The 23,347-nt window shown below is 58.6% G+C and carries 17 protein-coding genes and 2 pseudogenes; 5 read left to right on the forward strand and 14 right to left on the reverse strand.

The window, feature by feature from the left end; genetic code table 11:
- Positions 1–283: 283 nt before the first annotated feature.
- The 3 genes from IF803_RS30465 to IF803_RS30475 form a co-directional block, all read right to left on the reverse strand.
- Positions 284–481 carry a hypothetical protein gene (locus tag IF803_RS30465; protein WP_016842082.1) on the reverse strand — a complete coding sequence of 66 codons (198 nt, stop codon included), beginning with the start codon at positions 479–481 and terminating at the stop codon, positions 284–286.
- A 1,247-nt stretch (positions 482–1,728) separates the two neighbouring features.
- Positions 1,729–2,847, reverse strand: coding sequence for a branched-chain amino acid ABC transporter substrate-binding protein (locus IF803_RS30470; RefSeq protein WP_026192388.1), 1,119 nt, complete (start codon positions 2,845–2,847; stop codon positions 1,729–1,731).
- Between the two features lie 1,180 nt (positions 2,848–4,027).
- Complete coding sequence (locus tag IF803_RS30475) at positions 4,028–5,743, reverse strand: MFS transporter (protein WP_018270225.1); 1,716 nt, start codon at positions 5,741–5,743, stop codon at positions 4,028–4,030.
- A 977-nt stretch (positions 5,744–6,720) separates the two neighbouring features.
- On the opposite strand from IF803_RS30475, the gene IF803_RS30480 reads away from it, so the two are divergent.
- Positions 6,721–6,984: a Flp family type IVb pilin gene (locus IF803_RS30480; RefSeq protein ID WP_016842074.1), complete on the forward strand. Its 264-nt coding sequence runs from the start codon at positions 6,721–6,723 to the stop codon at positions 6,982–6,984.
- 167 nt (positions 6,985–7,151) lie between these two features.
- Entirely contained in the window at positions 7,152–7,733 is a 582-nt protein-coding gene (locus IF803_RS30485; RefSeq protein ID WP_016842073.1) for a LabA-like NYN domain-containing protein, read from the forward strand.
- Positions 7,734–8,433: 700 nt separating this feature from the next.
- Here IF803_RS30485 and IF803_RS30490 read toward each other — a convergent pair.
- Entirely contained in the window at positions 8,434–8,787 is a 354-nt protein-coding gene (locus IF803_RS30490; protein WP_016842072.1) for a hypothetical protein, read from the reverse strand.
- A gap of 506 nt (positions 8,788–9,293) precedes the next feature.
- The gene (locus IF803_RS30495; RefSeq protein WP_016842070.1) at positions 9,294–9,455 is read right to left on the reverse strand and encodes a Dabb family protein; all 162 of its coding nucleotides are present in this window, start codon (positions 9,453–9,455) and stop codon (positions 9,294–9,296) included.
- A 579-nt stretch (positions 9,456–10,034) separates the two neighbouring features.
- Between IF803_RS30495 and IF803_RS30500 the strand changes: the two genes are divergently transcribed.
- Positions 10,035–11,177, forward strand: coding sequence for an 8-amino-7-oxononanoate synthase (locus tag IF803_RS30500; RefSeq protein WP_016842069.1), 1,143 nt, complete (start codon positions 10,035–10,037; stop codon positions 11,175–11,177).
- Between the two features lie 841 nt (positions 11,178–12,018).
- Here IF803_RS30500 and IF803_RS30505 read toward each other — a convergent pair.
- From IF803_RS30505 to IF803_RS30515, 3 genes and pseudogenes are all read right to left on the reverse strand, one after another.
- Entirely contained in the window at positions 12,019–12,768 is a 750-nt protein-coding gene (locus IF803_RS30505) for a carbonic anhydrase (RefSeq protein ID WP_233475711.1), read from the reverse strand.
- Between the two features lie 8 nt (positions 12,769–12,776).
- Positions 12,777–13,496, reverse strand: a complete 720-nt coding sequence (locus IF803_RS30510; protein ID WP_018270226.1) for a thermonuclease family protein — start codon at positions 13,494–13,496, stop codon at positions 12,777–12,779.
- Between the two features lie 431 nt (positions 13,497–13,927).
- Positions 13,928–14,821 (reverse strand): annotated as a pseudogene (locus IF803_RS30515) (IS630 family transposase).
- Between the two features lie 41 nt (positions 14,822–14,862).
- On the opposite strand from IF803_RS30515, the gene IF803_RS30520 reads away from it, so the two are divergent.
- Together IF803_RS30520 and IF803_RS30525 are read left to right on the forward strand one after the other, a co-directional pair.
- A complete protein-coding gene (locus IF803_RS30520; protein ID WP_276325455.1) occupies positions 14,863–15,864 on the forward strand; it encodes an effector protein NopP in 1,002 nt (333 codons plus the stop codon).
- A gap of 145 nt (positions 15,865–16,009) precedes the next feature.
- Positions 16,010–16,447, forward strand: a complete 438-nt coding sequence (locus IF803_RS30525; protein ID WP_018270227.1) for a hypothetical protein — start codon at positions 16,010–16,012, stop codon at positions 16,445–16,447.
- On the opposite strand, the pseudogene tnpC reads toward IF803_RS30525, so the two are convergent.
- The 6 genes and pseudogenes from tnpC to IF803_RS30555 all read right to left on the reverse strand — a co-directional run bounded on the left by tnpC (position 16,448) and on the right by IF803_RS30555 (position 22,505).
- A pseudogene (gene tnpC / locus IF803_RS30530) lies at positions 16,448–17,929 on the reverse strand (IS66 family transposase).
- Positions 17,930–18,028: 99 nt separating this feature from the next.
- Entirely contained in the window at positions 18,029–18,379 is a 351-nt protein-coding gene (gene tnpB, locus IF803_RS30535) for an IS66 family insertion sequence element accessory protein TnpB (RefSeq protein WP_026192390.1), read from the reverse strand.
- Positions 18,376–18,828, reverse strand: coding sequence for an IS66-like element accessory protein TnpA (tnpA, locus tag IF803_RS30540; protein ID WP_050999399.1), 453 nt, complete (start codon positions 18,826–18,828; stop codon positions 18,376–18,378). Before tnpA ends, tnpB begins: the two co-directional genes overlap by 4 nt.
- A gap of 1,040 nt (positions 18,829–19,868) precedes the next feature.
- Positions 19,869–20,270 carry a type II toxin-antitoxin system VapC family toxin gene (locus IF803_RS30545; protein WP_016841992.1) on the reverse strand — a complete coding sequence of 134 codons (402 nt, stop codon included), beginning with the start codon at positions 20,268–20,270 and terminating at the stop codon, positions 19,869–19,871.
- 44 nt (positions 20,271–20,314) lie between these two features.
- A complete protein-coding gene (locus IF803_RS30550) occupies positions 20,315–20,509 on the reverse strand; it encodes a type II toxin-antitoxin system VapB family antitoxin (RefSeq protein ID WP_016841991.1) in 195 nt (64 codons plus the stop codon).
- 1,147 nt (positions 20,510–21,656) lie between these two features.
- Positions 21,657–22,505 (reverse strand): hypothetical protein, encoded by an 849-nt coding sequence (locus IF803_RS30555; protein WP_016841977.1) that lies wholly within the window; start codon positions 22,503–22,505, stop codon positions 21,657–21,659.
- Positions 22,506–23,347: the final 842 nt, after the last annotated feature.

Raw genomic sequence — 23,347 nt, forward strand, 5'->3', positions numbered from 1 at the left:
ATGTGTATAAGAGACAGAGATGCTACAACGTGACGCTAGGTACGAATCAAGTTGTTTGAGCTGCGGCGCGCGCCATTAAAATCTGAACTCCGATTTCTAACAGGCAGCTAATCAATCCGCGAGCTGCCGCAACAGTGCATGCCATATTCTGCTTATGTGCCTGTGCTTGTACCACGTGAGCGCTTGGAGATTTTACCAGCGCGGTTTGTGGAGTCTCCGCACAGATCACTGCAGCGACGAAGCTTTGCGACCGCAGGTTAGGTCGCGCACGCTGTAATCACGCTCAAGTGGTTCCAGAAAGCACAGCCGAGCGAACGCGGCTGCAGGTCGAATAGCGTCGGTACGGATCGGAACTGGCGTGCGCTTGTTGATTTGCTTGTACGAAGAATACGAAGCGGCGGCCAAAGAAATTCAGCGCAGGAAGCATGAGCGCGGAATTCCCCCAGTAATTCGAACTGATCTCGCAGAAAATCAACAGCATGACCGTTCCATTCAATGAGCTCCCTACGCCTAAGCTCCGGGATCGTCCGATTCGCTTGCGCAGTCGAGAGGCCGCATGCATCGGCGACGTCTTGCTGCATGACGGGGACATGAAGACGACCATTGTCCAGCAGCCCACGAGCTCAAGCCGCGCAGATAAGAAAGGGAGGCGGCGCTTCTGCTCGATCGTGTTGGCCGTCATGCCCGCCAAGATTCTGTACGGAATGCTCGGATCTGTGACCGCAATGGCACACTGAGCCGAGGTAGCGAGATCGTCCGACCGCAGCGTACCGTGTTTAACGGCGTAAAAATACGGGACTCCAGTACAATCCAAGCGAAGGATGTGCTTGAGCCGTCGCTCGTGATCACCTACTCGAAATGAGGTCCAGCATGAGCCATGCGGCCGGGGACCGCTCCGAAGTGTCGATAGTGACAGAAAAAGAACGAGAGTTGGCGCGGTGCAGGCAGGAAATAGCGCGTCTCAAGAATCTGGTAGTGCAGCTTTCTCAGCTCGTCTTGCGGCACGTCGCGGAAAGTAGCGAGGACCGGAAGCCGCAATCCAGGTGAATCGCTTGGGCGTGTGATCATATGTGACAGAGGACGGCAACTAGACGATTTCCGCTGTGATCCGCAGCGCGGCGGCCCCAGGGGGAGGGGGAGCGGCCCCGCCTTGTTTCCCCGAGGCGGGGCCGCTCAATTTCCGGTCGAACTTTTTCGTGGAACGAAGCGCCCGAGCTAATGCGCGTCGCGTGGCCTGATAGCCGAAACTCTCCATAAGCCGAAACCGGTGACTACAGTCCGGCGAAGGGACGCCTTATTCGTGCCGCCGCTAAACGTCTGCGTTGGGCCAAGTCATCAGCTTCAATTGAGTCCGGCCCGTGAGGCGTCGAACCGGTGCAGGTTGTGCATCGATCGGAAACTAGATCCAAACTGCGCATATGCGCGGCGCTCGCTTTAGACCGATGGCGGTTTGCGGACACCGAGCTGCTCGATGACGCGCTTTGATATGTCTGCTGGATCGCCAACCCCGCTTGTGCCAATCTCGATGACCTTCTTTGCGACGATTTCGGCGATAGGGTCGTCTCGATCAACCAAGCGGAGCGAGCGCATTGTCCGAGCATACGCTGACCGCAGACATTCAATTTGTTCCGGCGGCAGCTTGCTGCCTTGGAGCAATCGATCGATCGAGATTGATCCCCGTCCTACCTCCATGGGGACGCTAACTTTGATATCTTGCACTAAGATACGTCAGAACGCGGTCGGGTTAGTCTCGCTATAGCCACCTTTGTCGTCCCACCTATAAACGACGTAGTCGAGCTGCTTGATGTCGCCCTTGGCGTCGTATTGCAGTGTGCCGATCACAGTGTCCCAAGAGCCCGCTTTAATCGTGTCCATCACCTGTTTCGGATCTACGGTGCCAACTTTCGTTGCGGCTTGCGTCCAGACCTGCACCGCAGCGTAGGTATATAGCGTGTAGCCCTCGGGGTCGATATTCTTGGCTCTGAACTTATCGACGATCGCAGCCGCCGTCGTCTTCTTGCGTGGGTCGGGCCCGAAAGTGAAGAGCGTACCTGCTCCAGCTGCGCCGGTAATCGAAGCATATTCCTTATCAGCCAACGCGTCACCCGACATCAGGACGGTCTTGAGGCCCTGATCGCGCATCTGGCGCAAGATAAGGCCCGCTTCTTGGTGATAGCCGCCGACATAGACGAGGTCGATATTGTCACGCTTCAGTCGCGAGACAATCGCATTGAAATCCTTGTCGCCCTTATTGTAGGACTCGTACATCTTTTCAATGACACCGGCCTTATTGAGTGCCTTCTTCGTCTCGTCGGCAAGTCCCTTTCCATACGTTGTCTTGTCATTCAGAATCGCGATGTTCTTGCCGTTGAATTGCTTCGCGATATACTGGGCGGCAACCTGGCCCTGCTGGTCGTCACGGCCGCAGACGCGCGCCACGTTCCATAGCTTGCGTTCGGTGAATAGCGGGTTGGTCGAAGCCGGCGTGATCTGCAGCACACCGCCATCCGCATAGGCTTCCGAGGCCGGGATCGATGACGAAGAGCAAAAGTGCCCAGCAACGAACGGGATCCTGGCGGCAGCGACCTTTTCCGCTACCGATCGCGCCTGCTTGGGATCGCAGGCATCGTCCTCGATGTCGAGGGCTAGCTTCTTGCCGAGTACGCCGCCGGAAGCGTTGATCTGCTCCACCGCCATCTCGGCGCCGTTCTTCATTTGCCGACCGAAGGCGGACTCGCCCCCGGTTATCGGTCCAGCGACGGCGATGGTGATTTCCTCAGCCAATGCCGCGGTGAATAGCACAATCGATGCTCCAAGTGCAAAGCCGATTAGCTTAAGTGATTTCATGGGGAGTCCTCACAGGGGTGAACGCGGCGGCGAGCAAGCTTGAGCAGAGCAAGGCGACCGCGCGGCGGTCAGTGGCAGGAAGCAGCCCGAGATAAAGTGACGGTCGCGCATCGAACCGTTCGATTGCGCCGCTATGTGAGAGCAGGAGTCTACCTTGACTTGATGAGACAACGGTTCGTACTGCAGGAATATACAACGGTTCGGGAGCTATCGGCAGACAGCCCATCGCTGCGCGTCCAATCTCATACCGCCCGCTAGCTCAACGAACAGGGCTATCTTAGTTGGAGACTAGCTGAATCGGGTGTTTATGAAAGAGATAGATCGGTCCGTAACGTACAGGCTCGTCGCGTCAGAAGCGTCGTCGCTTGAGCCACGCGGTCGATCGAGCCGAAACGAGAGACGGTCGTTCAGCTCGTGCGCGATCATCGTCTTTCGAGACGCAGAAACACTTGATGCTCGACGGCGTGATCGCCTTGATAACACGCGCAAGGCAACCAGCGCGGTTTCAAATGAAGGCAAAGACGAGCAGGCTCGAGCAGAGTAGTGCGAAGCTGGTCGCGGTCAGCACAAGGAGGCTACCGGAGACAAGATCATGATTGCCCATGAAGCGCACCCTCGATTGCAGCTAAGGAGAGACGCGCAGCAGCAGCTCGTCTCTTTGAGCTTCGACAGCAAATTATGCGATTCTGGTTGCGCTATTTCCGCGTCGTCCGGGTGAATGCTGCATTTTTGCGGCATTATTCAGCGGTATTCTGTTGAAGTTCGGCGTAAGAAGTGGGGCGGATGGAGGCTCGAAACGTCAGAAATAGACAGCTCTTATGCGGCGAGCGTCGAATGGTGATTTGGCGCCCGGGGCGAAGCTGAGGGCCCACCATCCAAGGAAGCGCCGCCGACGGCAGGCGAGCACAACGTATTGCTAGACTAGCTTGGTGACGCGACCATCGGGAGATGTACGGCTGGCCAACAGCAAAGCCACCGTACGCGAGTAGGCGCGTCGAACAAGAGCTTACAAAGCCCGAGCGTTTCATTGCGCTTGACGGAAATCGTCGCGCGATTATCGCTTAGTCGGCCTGACGCCTTCGTCGATTTTCGCGAGGGCAAGGCAAGGAGCGTCCAGCTAGGCGCCTTTCGTGTGATGAAGTGTTGATTGCTGCGTTCCGGCCCCTGCCAGCAGGCTGGGTCACTTGATTGGGCGGAGTGGCCGGCTACGTAATGCCTTCGTCGGGGTTGCGATCTCCCCTCGCATTTCGCCAGCTGCGTACTCGGTCGCATCGTCGTTCGAGTGTACCGAGCCGAACGGCCTTTCCAGCATACGACGGACCCGTATCGGCGCGGGGCCGACGTGGAAATGAATTGCCCGCTGCTCTAGTATACGTTCCGACCGCGTCGAGCGGTTCCGCCAACGCAAGTAGTCGAGCCAGGTCGGGCAATGATAGCGCTCGGTCCACATTTCCGGATCGGCAATGTCGCGCGCGATCGACCAGCCGTAGGCGCCGTTGCGCTGGCGAGACAATTGCACATCTTGCATAACACTATGAAACGCTCTGGCATTCTCCTGTGCAACGCGGTATTCGATCTCCACGACGAGCGGGCCGCTGCGTCCGGTCAAGGCGAGCCGTACCTCGGGGTCGGCGAGCGGCTCAGGCTCCTCACCCCGCGCTCCGATGCGGGGCATGGGCAGCCAGCGGCCGATGAGTGGTGAGGCAAGCATTAGGGCGGCCGATACCAGCAGCGCCGTTTCGACGCCGGCCGCGTCGGTCAGACGGCCCCAACCCCAGCTGCCGACGGCAATCCCGCCTGAGCTCGCCGCCTGATAGGCTGCAAGCGAGCGTCCGGCCACCCAGCGCGGCGCCGACAGCTGCACCCCAATGTTGAATACCGCCCACACCATCATCCATACGGCTCCCGCCAGGACGAGCGCCGCCGCGGTCAATACGGGCTCGTGACTGAGCGCAACCGCGGCCATCGCCGCGCCCATGGACAGCGCACAGGCGCGGATCGCGGCCTCGCCGCTCAATCGCTTGCGCAGCTCGGTGATATTCAGTGCACCGACCACCGCACCCAGGCCAAAAGCGCCAAGCATGATGCCGTAGGTCTGCGCGTCGCCATGCAAGAGATCGCGCGCCACCAGCGGCATCAGAGCGGTGATCGCACCGCCAATGATGCCGGTTACCAGGCTACGGATCAGCACAATCTTGATCGACGGCGAATTGCTGATATAGCGTACGCCAGAAACCATCGCGCGGCTCAATCTTTCAGGCGGCAGGCGTGAGGGTGCGCTGATGCGTTTCCAAAGCAACAAAGCGATAATCAGCGGCACATACAGCAACGTGTTGAGCGCGAAAGCGGCCACTGCACCCGCGGTTGCCACCACGACTCCGCCGATTGCCGGACCTATGCTCCGCGCGATATTGTAGCTGATGCCGTTCAGAGCGATCGCCGCAGGCAGCTGTGCTTCCAGGGGAACTTGTTCGCTAACCGACGATTGCCAGGCCGGTCCCATCAACGCCATGCCACTGCCGACAACGAGGCATAGCATGAGCAAGAGGTTTGGGGTGGCCAAGCCAAGCCAGGCAATCACCGTCAACCCGGTCGCTCCGGCGAGCGCCAATCCAATGGAGACCAGCGCCACGATGCGGCGGTCATACATATCCGCGATCGCCCCGGCTGGCATCGAAATCAGCATCACTGGCAGTAACAGCGCGGTCTGCACCAACGCGACTTTGTCGGCCGACGACGTCATCTGCGTCATGGCCCAGGCTGCGCCAACACCTTGAATCAGGATACCGACATTGGACAGGAGGCTCGCGAGCCAGATGCGCCTGAAGGTCGCGTGCCGCAGCGGCGCCGTGATGCCGTCGGCGCTACGTGTCTGGGCTTGAGGTGAATCGGTCATATCAGCTCGTGATAATCTACCATGATTTGATCTTGCTAGGGATCACAAGGGTGTTCCTGGCGCGATATCGCGTCAGATCCTGGCATGGTCGTGAAATGAGATGCTTCGATCGCGTTTGGTTGACAGTGATCTACTGCTTCTGTCGCCTTGCGCCTGATAGCAAAGGCAGCGGCGCAGAAAACAGGAACAGTCACCATCGCCGGTGCTGCAATCTCCTATCGCAGTAGGATCGCTTTCTAATCGTGATCGGATGACTTAAAGCCTGCCTCATACCTATTCGCTCCAGCACGCTGGTTGTATGCTCTTGTTGAGAGGTTGTGCTCGCTGGCAGATGCCCAGTTTTGTACGAGGCGGACAATGCGCGAGACCTCTAAGCGGGACACGGTCTGCATTGCGAGAAGCTGAACTAGCTCCCAGGAACCGCATCTCCATCTCGCGGGATTCTTTTGGGGCGGCGCATCAGTCAGCCTCTAAGAGAGGTCCGCCCGGATGATTTAGACGCGAAATGCCGAGTTCATTGCTGCAGCTGCATCCGCTTTTCGCGAGGGGCTGATGACCGCATTGCTGCGCTAGTGTGCCACGGCGGCATTTAGACCAGGCGCGGGATCTTAGGCTGGGTCATGATGTCAAAACCTGCTCGGGATGGTCAATTCTCGGGTGAAGGTGCACGTGAGACGCTCGGGGGATAGGAAACGAGCTGGTTCGTCCCTTGCGTACTGAGTTCGTTCGAGCGCAGCCGAAGGGAATCGAGGTATTCATTGCCGGCATGGCAGACGGACATGGCAGAGCCGCTCTAGATCATCGGGGACGACAGATGAGCAGTGGAAGAGCGATGCGCAAGCAGGAGACTGTGCGCCTCAAAGCGCATGTCGTGAAGATTTAAGATAACGTCACGTGACATAGCAATAAGGGCTGGGAGTGACCGGAATTGCTACAGCAGAATTCCAGGCCCGGAGGGCGCCAGAAATGACATTGTCATGAGATCATTCGCTTTTCAGCGGTTTTGGCCGAACAAGACTGGGGCGACCTCCATCGAGTACGGTCTGATCGCGGTGGCGGTCTCCGTTGCACTTATCCTTGCGCTCAACGGTCTTCGTGCAAACTATAACGCTGATTGCAGTGCTGTGCCTGCGCGCAGCGTTTCGACCGGCGAGTTCGACAAGATGGATCTCGCACGCGAACCCGGCACAGGCAAGCAACAGAACTTCGAAAAGGCCTCCGCTGGATCCTTGGGCCGATGATGTGAAGTCGATGGAATAAGAAACGCGACCGGTGTTATGAGCTCGATAGAAATCTCGTCCCATGCCATTGGAAGAGGCCCCTTCGCCGCCGACCCTCCAGCTCCTCGTAAGTGGCTAGTTCACAGCCTGCGCGGCCCCGCGCAACCATTCTGCAAGCCGGAGCAGTGATGTCCCGATTCGAAAAGCTTGCCATCTTTATCGACGGTCCCAACCTCCACGCTACCTGCAAGGCGCTTGGTTTCGAGATCGACTACAAGCGCCTGCTTGAGGAGTATCGGAGGGCGGGCCGGTTGCTGCGGGCATTCTACTACACGGCGACTGCCGAGGATCAGGAGTATTCGTCGATCCGTCCGCTCATCGATTGGCTCGACTATAATGGCTACACCGTCGTCACGAAGGCAACCAAGGAATTCCTTGACGCCAGCGGTCGGCGTAAAGTGAAGGGTAACATGAACATCGAGCTTGCGGTCGATGCCATGGAACTCGCGGGGCATATCGACCAGATGATCCTGTTCTCTGGTGACGGCGACCTCCGTTCCTTGGTCGAGGCCGTGCAGCGCCGCGGCGTCAGTGTCACCGTCATCTCCACCAATACGATCCAGCCGCCGATGATCGAAGACGAGCTTCGGCGGCAGGCAGACGACTTTATTGAACTAGCACAGTTGAAGCCGAAATTGGGCCGCGATCCGACCGAACGGCTCGGGCCCGCGACGGGGGCTGGCAAGCGAGAGTCAGCCAGCGCGGAATAGCGCATATGGTGATGCGGGGACGACAAGTGGCCATGATACCCGGCAGTCCCGCCGGCGCCATCCGACAGCACGACCATCACATGATGGCTTGCTCCTGCCAGGGGCGTCTCGCGCCTGTTATGGTGTTCTAGACGCCGATGCCATCCTCTCTCGCAACGGTCGGCTCCAACAGCGCTTGTTGCTTGTAACGCGGTGCGCTCTCGGCAGCGCGACGTCCGGCGTCCTCAGGTGGGTCTGACGATAGCTTCGGCCGCATCTCGCACCGGCTGACACGGTGCGCTGGACCGGTGGTTGGATTGTCGTAGTTCGCTCCCAAGCCGCATCAGGCTGCACCGCAGCCACAGCCCTTCCTGCTTCTCGTGCGTGCTACGCCGAAACAATGTTTCAGCATATGCCCGCATGCGGAATCGGTAAAGCAGTCGGTAGAAATGACTGGCCATATCCTGCTCTTGGTCCATTTCGCCAACGAGAAGCTTTTCATGCCATCATTGTCTTCAGTTAGCGCGATGTTTGAATGCAATTTTGGCCCAGCTCACGCATGAAACCGGCCTTGAAGTGCCTCTCTTGATGAATTTTCATCGCCCGGATCGTGGTTCACGAGATAAAGCCGCAGTGAGCAAATTTGATCTCCGCCATTCAAACTTGGCTATGAGTGAGTCTTGACGACGAAGATCAAGTCGATGTCGTGCAGCACTTAGCGTCATCTACGATCAAATCGCCGTGCTAGGATGCCGCGAGAATTCGTGCAAGCCGCCATAAAAGCATCTAGCAGGATGTGAAGACTTTCAACGTCTGCTAACAACCTATCCGATTCTTCGCGCTCTGTTGTGCCGAGCGCATAAGATGCGCAAAGTCGCCTGGCGTGGTTGACCCTTTCGCGGCCGTTTGCGGCTCGCTTTTCGGCAAACTCAAGCTGCGTGGGATCATGACGGAGCTTGTCCAACTCGCCGAGCAGCAACTTCGTGACCGTTTGTCGCTCATAGTTGGTGATATCCGCGCTGTAGAGCACGCTGAGATAGCGATCGATGTTGGCGCGTGCGACGTACCGGTACATGTCGCCGGTCCCCTGTGTCCGGGGCGGTCCCTAGGTAAGAGCCCATTGTACCGTCCAACGGCATCGAGCACTAGCAATTGTCACTGCTTGCGCCCGCCATTGCGGCACGGCTCGACCGTTGCGTTCGATTATCATGGCGCGGATGGTTCAGAACGTGCCCTTGTGGTGCGCGTCGACGATGATAGCGCGCACGCCCGTTTCGCACGAAACCCGTGCCGGTTTTGAGGTCGATGCACTCCCGGCACCGGCGCGCTTTCTAGCCGTGATCGGCAACCGGGAAGCGGGGCAAAAACAAACACCGCCAGACATCAGGTATCGAATTGCGCCGCTCCGTTGGGTGGCGCAGACTCTTGGCGTCGACCGTCGGGTTAACATCCGCACGTAGGCCATGCGCGGCGGCCAAGCTGGCTCATTCCTTCTTCCGCGGCTAAGCGCGTATCTGTGCGCACATCGTAGTCGGCCGCAAATCGTTTCTCCCGGAGTGGTCGTACCAGCCTGATCGCCTCCTAGCATAGGCCATGCGCTTTACGAGCTCCGACTTCCGTCTCGTTGTCGAATTCGGCATAGACCACGACGTCGATATCGTTGTCGAACTGGTCGATCTTGCGATTGCGAGCGATCTCGAGCCGACGTGCATGTGGGATTGTTGTGAAAACCGGCAGGAGCATGATGGTCCGAAGCTTGTTTGCAAGTCGGTTAGACAATTATCGTTAGGTTGTCACGCCGCAGCGCGTCATGAAGGTCCATGGTTTGAAGCGCTGGAATTGACAATGGTGTCGCGAGTGCTCCGGTACGGAACGTGCGCTCCTGATACGATCAGATCATGCTCCCTGAGCAAACGCGCTCCGATTGTCCGTTTTGTACAAAGTTTGCGCGCGCATGAGGAAGCACAATCTGCCACATAGCTAGATGAGGGCGGAATGGCCCGCACCGCCACTGGTTCACTCTCTCGGCGGACGTTGGGTGAGGGAGCCTGCTTGCAAGTCAAAGATGTACGATTAGTCGCGCCGCTGAGCGATCTTGGTGCGTTTGGTCGCGACGGCCAAAAGCGGGATTCGGCCGAGCAGGAGGCTTGTTCGCCGGAGGGCAGTCCATTACCGATGGACTTTAGGTGCCGTGCTTCTCGGCCAGCGGCGCTTCGATTTGCTTGCAAATTGTCGTGCGTCGATGACATGACTCAAGCTGAGATCCGTGCCACGAAGACTCGGTCGGTAGCGCGCTGCCGCGGGCGGTAGGAAATTCGATCAATGAATACGCCGCTTGATGGCTATGTCTCGGCCCTAAAAGCCTTGAATGAAGACGATCGGCTCCGTGGCCTGAAGCCGCGCAAAGGGACCGATTTTGCTTCAAACGACTATCTGGCGCTGGCGAGTGCGCCCCGTATGAAGAAGGCGTTGTTCACCGCGCTCGATGCCGGAACGCCGATCGGAGCCGGTGGGTCACGGCTCCTGCGCGGAAATTGTGAGGAGCACGAAGCTCTCGAAGCGGATGCGGCGCGGTTCTTCCGAACGGAGACAGCACTGTTCTTCGGCGGCGGTTACATCGCAAATTTTGCCGTTCTGACAACGCTGCCGCAGGAAGGCGATTTGCTTGTTCTCGACGCGCTCGTGCATGCTAGCATTCATGAAGGCGCACGAGCGAGCCGAGCCGAGTTCCGGATAAGCGCCCATAATGACCCCCAGTCGATCGAAGACACGATTGGCGACTGGCGCGCCAGGGGCGGAAAGGGACGCGTCTGGATCGTGGTAGAAAGCCTCTACAGTATGGACGGAGACTTCGCACCGCTTACAGATCTGGTCGCAATCGCCGAGCGCCATGAAGCGTTTCTGGTCGTGGATGAGGCACATGCCACAGGTGTTTACGGCGAGCAGGGACGGGGCCTTACTGCGCCCTATGAAGGGCGCGAAAATCTCTTAGTGATCCACACCTGCGGCAAGGCGCTGGGCGCGGCGGGTGCCCTTGTCACGGCTTCCGGCGTATTGCGCGACTTCATGGTCAATCGGTGCCGTCCATTCATTTTCGCTACCGCTCCGTCACCCCTAATGGCCGTCGCGGTGCGAGAGGCAATCTTAATCCTGCAGGAGGAACCCGACCGGCAACGGCATCTGATCGATTTGATCGACTTTGCACATCGGCAGTTCGCTGTGTGCGGTCGCGCGAGCTCTTCGAATTCACAAATCGTTCCTTATGTTGTGGGCGACAACGCCCGTGCGATGCGGCTCGCTTCTGCGCTACAGGCGCGCGGCTTTGATATCCGCGGGATACGGCCGCCAACGGTGCCTGTGGGAACGGCACGGTTGCGGATCTCGCTGACACTTAACGTCGGGCAAGATGATGTATCCGACATGATCGATGCGTTGGTCGAGGAGACCTGGGGCGACGTGCAGTGAGGCCGCGCAGGATGACCAGGCTGATGTCGGGATCGGCAAAACGGTCTTCACAGGTGCTTGCCGACGCACCCGCTTCGGAATTCAAATTGGCAAGGCGCACCCGCGCAGAGCTACTACAGCTCGTTGGACAAGTTCTCAGGACGTCCATCAATCCTTGAGTGCCAGGCTCGACGGATGTAGGCGACGCGCAGAAGAATATTCTGCGTTCCAGCCCGTGATCGCAACTGTCGCGCGCGCGAAAATTGCCGGTTTATTGCGGATCCAAAGTATGGTCTTACAGTTTCAGCGATGCTGCGTTTCCGAGATTGGCGGTCGCTTCGTTGGCTGATGCAGGAGAGACCGTCAGATGCCGTCGCGAGCAACAGTGTTCCTCACATCAGCAGGCTGGACCGCCGTCGTGATCCTAATTCTGCTGTATGTGATCTTCAGCCCGATCTGAGTCGGGGGGCTTAACGGAACGATCTCTATCGGTTCCAAAACGGATGATCGGGCGAGGATATGAAATTTGTCCGGTGTCGCCGAGCCCCGCTTCGATCCCGACATCCATCGCAGCGTATTTCTGCGGCTTCAGCCAACTGTGTTGACCAGTGCATTGACGGAAGGCATTGACCCTGTTCGGTCGCGGCATGAATTGTGTGGGTGCTGGCCGCGCGTTGCCAACACAAGTACGTAAAGTAAGAGGAGGATAAAGAGCCCGCGCATACAAAGTGGTGTCCTGTCCCGAAGCTGTATGTCAATTGTGCAGCGGATCACATCCGGTGCATCTACCGATGGACGGGTGAGTTTTGCGGAACGCAACCGAAGCCGTGCTGGGCGGTTCAAACGACTGCGAAAGTGCAGGTCAGTTCAGTAGATCGACCCTGCCGGTGTCGAGCCGGTACAGACCCCCGACGACCTCTAGTCTGTTCTGCTCAACTGCCGCGTTCAGAACCGGGCCCGCCGATTTAAGTTTCTCGACGTTATCGATTACGTTTTGCCGGGTGGCATTGGCGAACGCATCACCGGGTTGCTGGCGCGATTTCCGAACGGCAGGCGCAAGCGCAGTGACGAGGGATGGAATATGCCCCGGCGCCGGCTTGTCGTCGTTGAGCGACTTGATCGTGGCGTCTATCGCGCCACAATGATCGTGACCGAGTACTAAAATCAACGGTGTATTTAGCACAGCGACCGCGTATTCCATGCTCGCGATCGTGACATCGTTGGCAAAATTGCCGGCGAGGCGGCAGACAAACAGGTCACCAAGTCCGCTGTCAAAAGCAAGTTCAGGCGCTATGCGAGAATCGGCGCAGCTCAGAACCGCCGCATATGGATTTTGTCCATCGACTAAAACCTGACGCGCGCGCTTGAAATCGTCGCCTCGTGATGCGCCCTGGACAAATCGGTCATTACCTTCGATCAGCCGCCTGAGCGCAGCATCCGGCGAGAGCAGATTGTCCGGCTTGGGCAGCTGTTTTGCTTCCTTCGCATTAACGATGTTGTCGCCGAGCCGCATGCCAACCGCCGAAAACGCGAACAGCGACAGCAATAGCGACCGGCGCGACGGCTTGATCATCGGCGAGCAAGACATATTAGGGGAACGGTCTGCGTGCATGTGTCGCCTCATCGCGCCGCTTTACGCCATCCATTGGCTTCAGCCTCCGCTTCGCTGCAGAACCATCGATCACCCAGCTTCTTCGTCATATCGATTTGTCCGTAACCAAGTTGCCCGGGCATGTGATAAATGCGCTCGCCCCCGCGGCCCAGCGTGCCCTTTATCAGACATTCGGGTGAGGGCGGGTCGGATAGCAAAGCGGATCCGAGCAGGAGTTCCTGAGTGTCGATCGGTATCGAGCTCGCGCCGACAACGATCGTCCCCTTGTTGCGGCGACGCCAGTCCCAAGGAGCGATGAACGCCCCCGACCATAGGCCCGCATAGGCATTGCTCGCTACAACCTCATAGATAATGTAGGTGTGAGGATCGGATGATAGTGCCCAGCCCGAGCTTATCATCCATGCGTTCACGTCCTCGCCCGCGATAAAGCAGCTGCCGAGTGACCGGCCGTACTTATCCACCCCTGTGGTATGACAATCCCACGTTCGTCCATTCGAATGCCTGATAAGCTCATCGCGAGCAGCTATGCCGCAAGCCCATTTCTGGCCGTGGGCGTCGAGGCAGATCTGATCCGTCTCTGGCGCCTCGATACCCGAAAGCCGAATTTTGGTTTGCTCGATCTCAATGGTATTGCCATCGACGATGCGCGGAGGGCCGCTGAGTTTCGCTGCGCAAGCCGGAGACGTGATGATGGCGAGCAATGCGGTTATCATCGCGCGACGTTTCATCCCGACAGCCTTTCGCTCTTGGTCCGTGCGCTCAGAAACACGTGCAATCCGGCGTCGCCGCATTCGACTGCTTGATCGCACCATGTCGGTTACTTGGCCTGTGCTGCATCATTCGATGTTTGGTTGGTGGAAGCTCGATTGTGATTGCCAACCTACGGCCTGACGTAACGTGAGATTCAAGCGATTTCTTGTGTGAGTTGCGATGGGCTTCCGGCCTCGATCGTCTCTCTCAGTTGGCGCACACCGCACCGTGCTTAAGATCATCGGGCACAGCGTCGAACTCGGTGCATAAAAAAGCAACTGAGTGCTCCCGGAAAGAGAAAGCAATCAAAGTAAATGAACATGGCTTGCAACGCGTTCGCGAGCGCCATCGTACGGCGCACGATCGTTCGATGTAGATTCGTCGATGTGCCAGACATCGGGCGCGACCGTTAGAGCATGCTGTCTTTACACAGAGCGTAGCCCGAAGTTTTGAGGTAGTTGGTGCACTCTTCCTCGGAAGAGATTGAGGAGTTCACCAACCTTTCGCCAGGCGGCCTCGACATCACGAGGCGCAGCTCGCATGAGGTGTTTGAGTTTGGTGAAGACCTGCTCGATCGGATTGAGGTCAGGGCTATAGGGCGGCAGGAAGATGCGGTGGGCGCCTCTGGCGCCGATAGCTTGGCAAGTCGCTTTTCCTTTGTGGCTGCCATAGTTGTCGAGAACAAAGATCTAGCCAGGTGCGAGGGTAGGGGCCAACACGTTCTCGACGTACAGCGTGAAGAGCTCACCATTGATGGGGCCAGCGCGCTGATCCGATCGTGACGCAGCGTCGCGATGAAGGTCATGGTCTTCCAATGGCCGAAACGTGCAGATGCTTGGAGGCGCTGCCCACAAGGCCTCCAGCCGCGTAGCGGCGCCATATTGGTCTTGATCCACGTCTTGTCGATGAAAACCAGCCGCGCGACATTGATCCTGCCTTGGTGCGCTTTCCAGCAGGTCCGCTTACGGGCGACGTCTGGGCGATCCTGCTCGGCTGGCAGAAGCGTTTTTTTGAAGCTGAGCTCCTCGGCGAGAACAACAGTCCACACCGCCCGCACGCCTGTTTTGATCCCCGTGCAGTCAGCTCCCAGCTTGCGCAAGGTGAATGGCCCCGAGCGAATGCGTTCGCGCAGCCAGTAGGCGTTGGTATCCGACAGAACCCGCTTCTTATGACGGCCGATCTAACCGGGGCCAGGCCCCCGATATCCCGTCTCAGATTCTTCCAATTCGTCACGCAGGGACGGGCTGATCTGTAGCGCCTCCGCAATCGAACGAACCGTCTCGCCCGCGTCAGCCCGCGCCATGGCTCATTCGCGGATGTCTTCCGAATGGGGGCGCGTCATCCATGCTGGCCTCCGCCTCCAGCATGGAGGTCGAATCAGAAATCCCACCCGAGGGGAATCCCGATTCCAGAAAACAACAAGCTCCTAGTCAGCTTACGGTCAGTTTCGCCTGGCTACTTTGGCGCGGCCCAAAGCGCCTCAAATCAATAAGAAACCCTCTTGCCTTAGGAGTACGGATCCTCATGTACGGTCGAATTGGTGGGTATTATGAAGCAGTTACGTGGGCATCCCACGACGAACACGCGGATGACAGAGATTTCGAGGGCAGGTTCGCTAACATGCACCTGTCCGCAGCGGAGCCGACCTCCTCTTCTGCAGCGCCAACGTATTCCCTCGTGACCAAGCCTCCGATAGAGCCGATCGACAAGGATACGTTTCGCAGAGAAGCAAAGATCTTCCAAAATGATCATGAAATAATGCGCATCGCCGAGAATCCGCGGGAGTACTCGCGTTTCGTATCGACACGAGCCAAGAACGTCAGAGAGGCTGCGGAGGACTACGGCTCGACCAGAGATTCGGAGGAAGCGCGATACTACAGCTATAATCTTGGAAACAAAACTGTCGCACTGCTGCGGACGGAAGGCGGATACAGCATGAACGAATTCCACGACGACAGGTGGCGAGAACTGTTTCCCGGGCGAGAACACATCACCTCCGTCGTCGATCTTCAGCTTGCCCATCCCTTGGTGGAGAACGCAGGCGATATTCTACTCGAATATCAGCTTCGGCGAGATGCGCGAGAAGGCGAGCAACCGTTGCTTAAATGGTATCCACTTAACGAAGAATCGAAAGCTCGCGCGGCGAAGTTAGGTTTCGTAGAGGTCGACGATTGCAATATGGTACTTGATCCTACTCAGCATCCTGACAAATGGACAACGAATAGCGCAGGTGAATGGCAGCGCGCCAACAAACCTGAACGATATCTCGCTAAAGTAGACGACGGCGAGCGTCGTAATACCCATGTAGCAAGCTCCGGATACGCGTACGAGGATGACTTTATGTGACTTTAACCGTGAGCGTCACGAGAGGAGCACTGGTGCCCGGGCTTGACTTGCGCGGAATGCTCTGGATAGCCCGGTCGGGATGATTGACGCTGCCGGCGCGCGGTGATGGGGTGATCCCGGTTTGGAGCGGGTAACGGGGATCAGAATGACCAGCGAGTCGCAGCTGCGCGAGAAGCTTCGGAAGATCGAGGCGTTGTTCGCGGGTGCAGGAACTGCTGGTGAGCGCTTGGCAGCGGAAGCCGCGCTGCAGCGGGTGCGTGCCCGGGTCGAGGAGCTCGCTCGCCACGATCCACCGATCGAGCAACAATTATCACTTCCTGACCAATGGTCGCGGCAGCTGTTTCTGGCACTTTGCCGCCGATACGGGCTGCGGCCGTTTCGTTACCGCCGCCAGCGACGCAACACGGTGATGATCCGCGCGTCACGGGGCTTCGTTGACAAGGTTCTGCTGCCGGAGTTCACCGAGCTGGAGAGGGCGCTGCAAGTCTATCTGCACGAGGTGACGCTGCGCGTGATCCGCGAAGAGATTTATGACGACACCAGCGACGCGCAGGAAGTTCCCGACGCCCTCCCGTCAAATTGATCAGGCAGCGAGCTTTGTCTCCAGAGCATCGCGCTCGGCCTTCCATGTCCACGGCAGCAATGTGTGCAGCTGATTGATCTTGGTGCGTCCGGAGACGATGCGCTCGAGAACGTCGGTCAGATAATGCCGTGGGTCGATATCTTGCAGCTTTGCCGAGTTGATGAGCGACGCGAGAATGGCCCATGTCTCGGCGCCGCCTTCGCTGCCCGCGAACAAATGGTTCTTCTTTCCAAGCCCTATCGGCTTGATGGTGCGCTCGACCGTATTGTTGTCTATTTCAATGCGTCCGTCATCGATGAAGCGCGTCAGGCCTTCCCAATGGTTTAGGGCTGTCTCTTATACACATCGTTCGTCGGCAGCGTCAGATGTGTATAAGAGACAGGCATAGAACATCGCAATCCGTTGCAGCGCTTCCGCGGCAATCGGCGACTTCGTCGCGACGTGAACGTCCCAGAACTTCCGCCGCGCATGCGCAAAGCAGAATGCCAGTTGCACCAGATGGCCGCCGTTCTTGATCAGACCCTTGTAGGCGGCATAGCCGTCAACCTGCAGAATGCCCCGGTAGTCTCCGAACAGCTGTTTGGCGCGGATCGCCTTGCGATCCTCGGCGAACACGTAGACCACCGCCGGCGGTGCCGGGCCGCCCCACGGCCGGTCATCGGTGGCGATCGCCCAGAACTGGCAGATCCTGGTCCTGCCACGGCCGGGATCAAGAACCGGCAGCGGTGTCTCATCGGCAAACAGCCGCGGGAAGGAGATCACCGTGTCGCGCAACAGCGCGTGAAGCGGCCTCAGCCACCAGGCGACGCGGCCCATCCACGAAGCCAGCGTCTGACGGTCGAGCGCGATGCCCTGCGCGGCAAACATCTGTTCCTGGCGATATAACGGCAGCTGGTAACCGTATTTCATCACCGCGATGTGAGCCAGCAAGGCTTCCGTCACCATCCCGCCCTCGACCGCCTGGGCCGGCGCGGCCGCCTGCAGCACACCCTGGCGGCACCCCCGGCAGCCATAGCGTGGGCGCATGATGCGCTTGACCCGGTACTGCATCGGAACGACATCGAAGGCTTCCTTGACGGTCTCCCCGATCCTGTGCAGCCGTTCGCCACAACAAGGACAGATGTCAGTCTCGACGTCGATCACGACATCAATGCGCGGCAGATGCTCCGGAAGCCTCCCCCGGTTGCGTCGCGCCGGTTGCTTTCCACGAGCCTCGGATCTGTCGGGCAGCTTGGCCCCGGGCGCATCATCATTGCCGGCCGCAGAAGCCGCCTGCGCCGCAATGGTGAAGAGAGACTGCTGTCCGGAATCCAGTGTCTCGGAGCGGGGACCGAAGATCGTGCGCTTGTACTGCGACAGGATCACCAGGAGCTTGTCGTTCTCCTGGATCGCAGCATCGCGCTGGGCGATCGCCGCATCACGTTCGGTCGCCAGCGTGCTACATTCCGCCGACAACACCGCAAGCCGTGACGACAACGCCATCACGGTTTGCTGGAGCAATGCTGGATCAGAAGGCAAATCAATCATGCAGCGTGTTTCTACTACAGCTCTGCATGAATGACGAACTACTCTTGACGATGATCAACCAGCTCGTGTTGGTTGATCCACAACCCGCATCGGCACACGCTTCCAATCCGAACCGTCAAGCAGTACCGAGAGCTGAGCATGAGATAGCGGCATGACGCCTTCCTTGATCGGCGGCCAGGTGAACTGCCCCTCGATTCTCTTGTAGTAAAGGACAAGGCCGCTTCCGTCCCAGGTCAGAATCTTCACGCGATCTCGGCGCTTGGAGCGAAACACCCACAGCCCGCCGTCGAACGGATCGGCTCCAAACGCCTCGCTCACCAGCAGCGCCAGCGAGTCCATGCCGCGACGGAAATCGACCGGCTGCGTCGCGATCCAGATCGACAACCCAGGTCGGAGCCCGATCATCGGCCAACCGTCCCGACTGCCGCCAGCACCTCGCAGAGTGCCCGCCGGTCGACCGTTCCCACGACACGGATGCGAACCGCGCCGACCTCGATCTCAATCGCCCCCTGCTCCTCGCATACCGGCAATTTGCCGCCGCAGCCAGTAATCGTGACCGGCACAAAGCCTGGTGCCACGCCTCCATCCCTGCGCGCCGCGACCTTTGCCCGCGTTGCCTGACGACGCCAAAGAAATAACAGGCCCGGGCTGATGTCGTACCGCCGCGCCACCCCGGAAGCGCTTGCACCCGGCGCGAAACTCTCCGCAACAATCGCCGCTTTCGCATCCGTCGACCAGCGCCGTCGGCGGCCAGTCCCCGTGATGATCTCGATGCGCTGCAACGTGTTAGAGCCGTCCTCAAGGATAGCCGTATGCCTATCCTTAGCGCCATCCTTACAACTATCCTTTGACATGGTGACCTCGTGAAAAACCAATCCACGAGGTCTTCCTAGCCGACCAGATCAGCCCTCAGGGCGTGGTCACCGGATGACGCTCACCTTTAACCGGTGAGGACACGTTGACACACTTCGTCTATCTTCCCTGATTCTCGCGAACGATGGTCGTAGACTGCAGTGCGCGCCTGGGGTGCGCCTGCCTCATTTGCCGCATCCCGTGGGCTCAATCCAGCTTGAAGTGCGCTCTGGCCACACGACGAGGGCCAGAGCATGAAGCGCAATTGTTTTACGGAAGAGAAGGGGTATTCGGTGCCTACGGATTGCGCCACCGGAATTCCGCCTTCGGACTTGAGACAAGCCAGTGAAGTGCATTTCCGTGCGGCCCGCCGCGCTCATTCCGACTGAACACGAGCCAGGTTTCAACTTGCCCGGTTCCGGGGGGGGGCCATTTCCGCATCAAAGGTTTGATGCGAGATCGGTATTTGTGCGCCCTCCAATGCGCTATCTTTCAGAATACGACATGGTCGATGCGCCGGAATTGGTACGTGGTGAATCGGTGAACTTGTAGAACGCTGCCCATCCCGCCAGTTGACGGTTGGCCGGCGATCATGTCGACCGTGCTGACACTTTGATTGCCGGAAAGGCTACTGTGAGCCCGCGAACAAACACCTTCGCCTTTTCCTGGGTATCGTTGTGACGACGGACAAGCGCCCGTGCGCCCCTCGCTTGCGAATGAGGTTCCCGCGTGGCGTCAGCATGAACGTGTCCGTCGGACCGCAATGAACACATCACTCAACGCAGCGAAGCCAGGCGTCCCGCGCACCTCCACGCGGGCGCCCTGGAACTCAACCGTCACGACGGCTGCATCCCCTGATCTGGAAGGCCACGCGGCGGCCGGTAGCGCCGACTCCGACACTACCGGCACGAACGATCTGCGTGCGATCCAGCCGTCGCGGATCGGAGTTTTCCGAAAGCCGCTCGTCGGCCGCTGGCATCAGCGCCGCGAATTTGGGGCAGGGCAGGGACCTCGGGGTAATCGTGCAGACGTTGCCAGCGGTCTATCCTTTATAGACCAGCTCAAGATCGGTTCGCGGAAAGTCGTCACCCTTGTGCAGCAGTGGCGCGCGATAGGTCTTGGCGCAGGCAGAGGCGAAACAGTCGCCAAGATTGAGCTGAGCCGGATGTCGCGCGTTTCCGAACCGATCGAATGCCATGGCGGCGGTCGATATCATGCCGTCGGCAATCGCGCACACGCGGATGGATCCGGCGTCGAGAACTTTCGCACTGCCGCCTCCGCTTCCGGCGCACCCCATGCGTTGACGCGCATGAGAGCACAGATCGTTCGTATACCGCGATGGTGAGGTAAACGGCGCTTTGGCGTCCGCAATTGCCATGACGACCTCAGCCGCGTCTGGCTCGCGTAGCAAGATTACGACCAGGGCTGAGGCATCGATCATCATCAGGCATCACCGGACAGATCGTCGAAAAAATGCCTTATCGGCGGTCAGGCCGGTTTTGGGAGCGCGGGTGCGATGCGGTCGAGCAGCGGTTGCACCTCCCAGAGCGGCGTCTTTAGGCGTTCACGCTGAATTTCATGTTCGCAAGCCTCGCGAATGCAATCGAGGATCGGCTTGCCTTTGAGGGTGGCAAGTTCACGAATGATCCGGTCAGTGTCGCGGTCTTTAATGTTGTAGGCCATGGGTACCTCTGCTCAGGTATATAGGTGTCCATACTTAGGTACCTTAGCAAGGGCGCGTTTCCACGCTCTAATTGATATTACAATTATATTTGTCGCAAAATGGGTCGCGAGAGAGACGAGCCACCAATTTGCAGGTCCGGTTTCATGCAGCAACGACGAGCTCTGCGGTCGGGCCTAAATCGGGATCTGGCACCGAAGGACTGCAGGCCGTGTTCGGTCCGATCTATGCGGTCAGCCCGGTCTTCAAAAGTCTTGATGCATAGGGACCAGGCGGCGCCTCCGCACGATAGCGAGTGGCTCAGCTGCGCGAACTTTGTGGTCAGACGATCGGGTACGCCGGCGAAAGGCAGAGCGATCCAGGCTTAGCGAATTTGACAACATCGAGCGCTCCGTCGGCGCGGAGAAGGCGTCCGACCTTCGGAAGGCCATCGCGATCCAGGGGCGCAGTGGGCAGCCGTGAACTGCCGAGCTCTTGTTACAGGCTTGAAGCGGACGGCCGACTCAAAGCCGAATTTGTAACGAGAGACGGCGCCCGGCGGGTGGGGAAGAGCGAAAGAAGCATGCTTCAGATCAGGATTTACGACGCGCAAACGATCCGCGTGAGGAAATCTAGATCTTCCGTCCCAATTCTGCAGTCGATCCGACGCAGCATGGCTGCAGAACTCCTCGCCGGGGGTACTCGGGAAAGGGCCCGCCGCCATGAGGTATGCCGGCGTCGCTATCACTGCCCCGTTCCCGGGTACCCTTTTAACCGGTCTCGTCGCTGCACTCGCTCCCGCGTGCCGCCTTCGGCGTCACGCTCCTGCGGGTGCCATTGTCCGTTGAAGCGATGCGCTGCGCGCACGCCTGGTCAGAGCAGGGGCCGCAAGCATCGCTAGGCCAACTCCCCCGAAGAATGGATCTAGAGCTGGCCGCGTCGCAGATTGGCGTCCGCTCGCTGCATGTGAGCGGGGAGGGCTAACCGGCTCTCGTAAGCTGGCACGTGCGCGCCTGGTCAAGGCATCGCTTGCTTCGCGGAATGGGCCGAGAGCAACGGTACTGCCCTATGACGAGCTGCGAGAGGCTGGCGGTTTGTCGCAAAAACGTTACAGGACAAGTCAGCGCTTCCGAACGCGTGTGCTTTGCTGCTACTCCGAGGCGCTCAGCGTCAAGGAGCTGCGCCGCGATCTTGCTTTGTGTGACCATTGGCCGAGGCCTTTCGCGCCCTCTCTATTGCTTCCCGTTCACTTGGCTCTATCCGATCGAACCAGGAGCCTGGAGGATAGGCCGCGATACGCTTAGCGAAGGAAGATTGCGGCTCCCAATCTTGTCCCTCGCTCTTCTCGAAAGTGATGACGCCGTTGTGGGTAAAATAATGGGGGCCTGGGATGTTACAGTTCACCAAAAGCAGAACGCGCCACAGATCGCCCTTCTCGGTCGGCTTGGCATTGGGTTTCGACACGTAATCCACTACAACGGGTTCAATGATATGGCAGCGGCCGTGCCGCAGAAGATTGCCGAGCTTGCCTTGCGCAGTCGTCACGAAGTTGAAGTTGGCCGGATCATGCAGAAAGTGAAGATTCGCGTCCCTTTCGCCATCTGTAACCTCACTGGCGATCAACGAGAGCGCCAAGGCGCGCCAGCCCAATTCAATCGGCTTTGCATATGTCGATGCAAGTTTAATCGTCCCGTCAGTCGCGATCTTCCAAGTGATAGCGTACTGTTCGTCTGATCTGTTGTCCGGGTGCCTGGTCCATGAAAAATAAACGTACTCTGTTCGGTCAATTCCTTCAGCGACTCCCCACGATCGAGGCACAAAGTGAGCCACCTTCGAGACCTTGGAAATGATTTGTTCTATAGTCTCACCATCTTGCGCTCGCCACGTTGACTTGACCCTTTCGACAAGCGTGTGGTCGTTGGCGCGAACATTGTTGCTCGTCGCCGCCAGCCCGGCCAGGCAGATCAGCGACCGAGCGATACAGAACCAAAGCACGCGCTTTCCAGACTTTTTCTTCATTGCTTCCGGCTCATCTGGTTATCATCCACACGTCAATCCAAAGCGGCACGTCTTCCTCAGCGTGCTTTGCGCAGATCGCAAGAAGTTAGCGGCAACGTGACGCAGGCGCCTGCCGATGTCCCGCGCGAGCAGGCGCCGTCCCTCGATGTCACGCGCCGCTAACTTCAGTGGTCAGCCAAAGCCTCAATTTGCAATGCTGGACCTGCCCAGGAGGAGAAGCCTGGACATGATGAGGACTTGCATTGTTCGTGCCAGGCAATAACCGGCAGTTCGCGGCAGATTTGTGCTGTCTTTGTCGACTTACCGACCTACGCACGTTCTAATGTTACCATTCAGCCTATTCGCCACGACTTCCGTGAATGATTCTTGTCACGCACTGAATCTTCGACAGCGGGCGAATGCCTCGCTGCCAGAGTCTTGACGACAATTGGGAGCAGGTATGCCGCCATCGATCCGTGTGATCCGGGGGCGTTGCCGCTACTACGAATGTCGAGGGCGCCCCAGCCTGTTGTGCTTGGCACTTTGCGGCCTACACCAACGCGGAGCCGCCCTTCAGCGGCGGGCGATTTGGAATCGATGTTAAGGAACTTCACGGATCAAGCAGGGGACGAGACGTGGCATTCTCCGCTCGCGCAACGTTAGGGGCCGTCGTCTACCTGCTCGTCATTGCAGTCAACATTCAAGGAGCTGCGCTTCCACGCAGCCGTGTCGACCGGCAAGAGGGAAGCCTCAGGTCTTGCTAGCTTCGGCTCGAACTACTCAACACTTCCGAGAGCATCTGTCTGACGGGGCGGCTCATAAAAGGCCTTGCCATCCAGCCGAACAGACCGACAGTAAAGACG

This window comes from Bradyrhizobium sp. UFLA06-06, assembly GCF_054820065.1.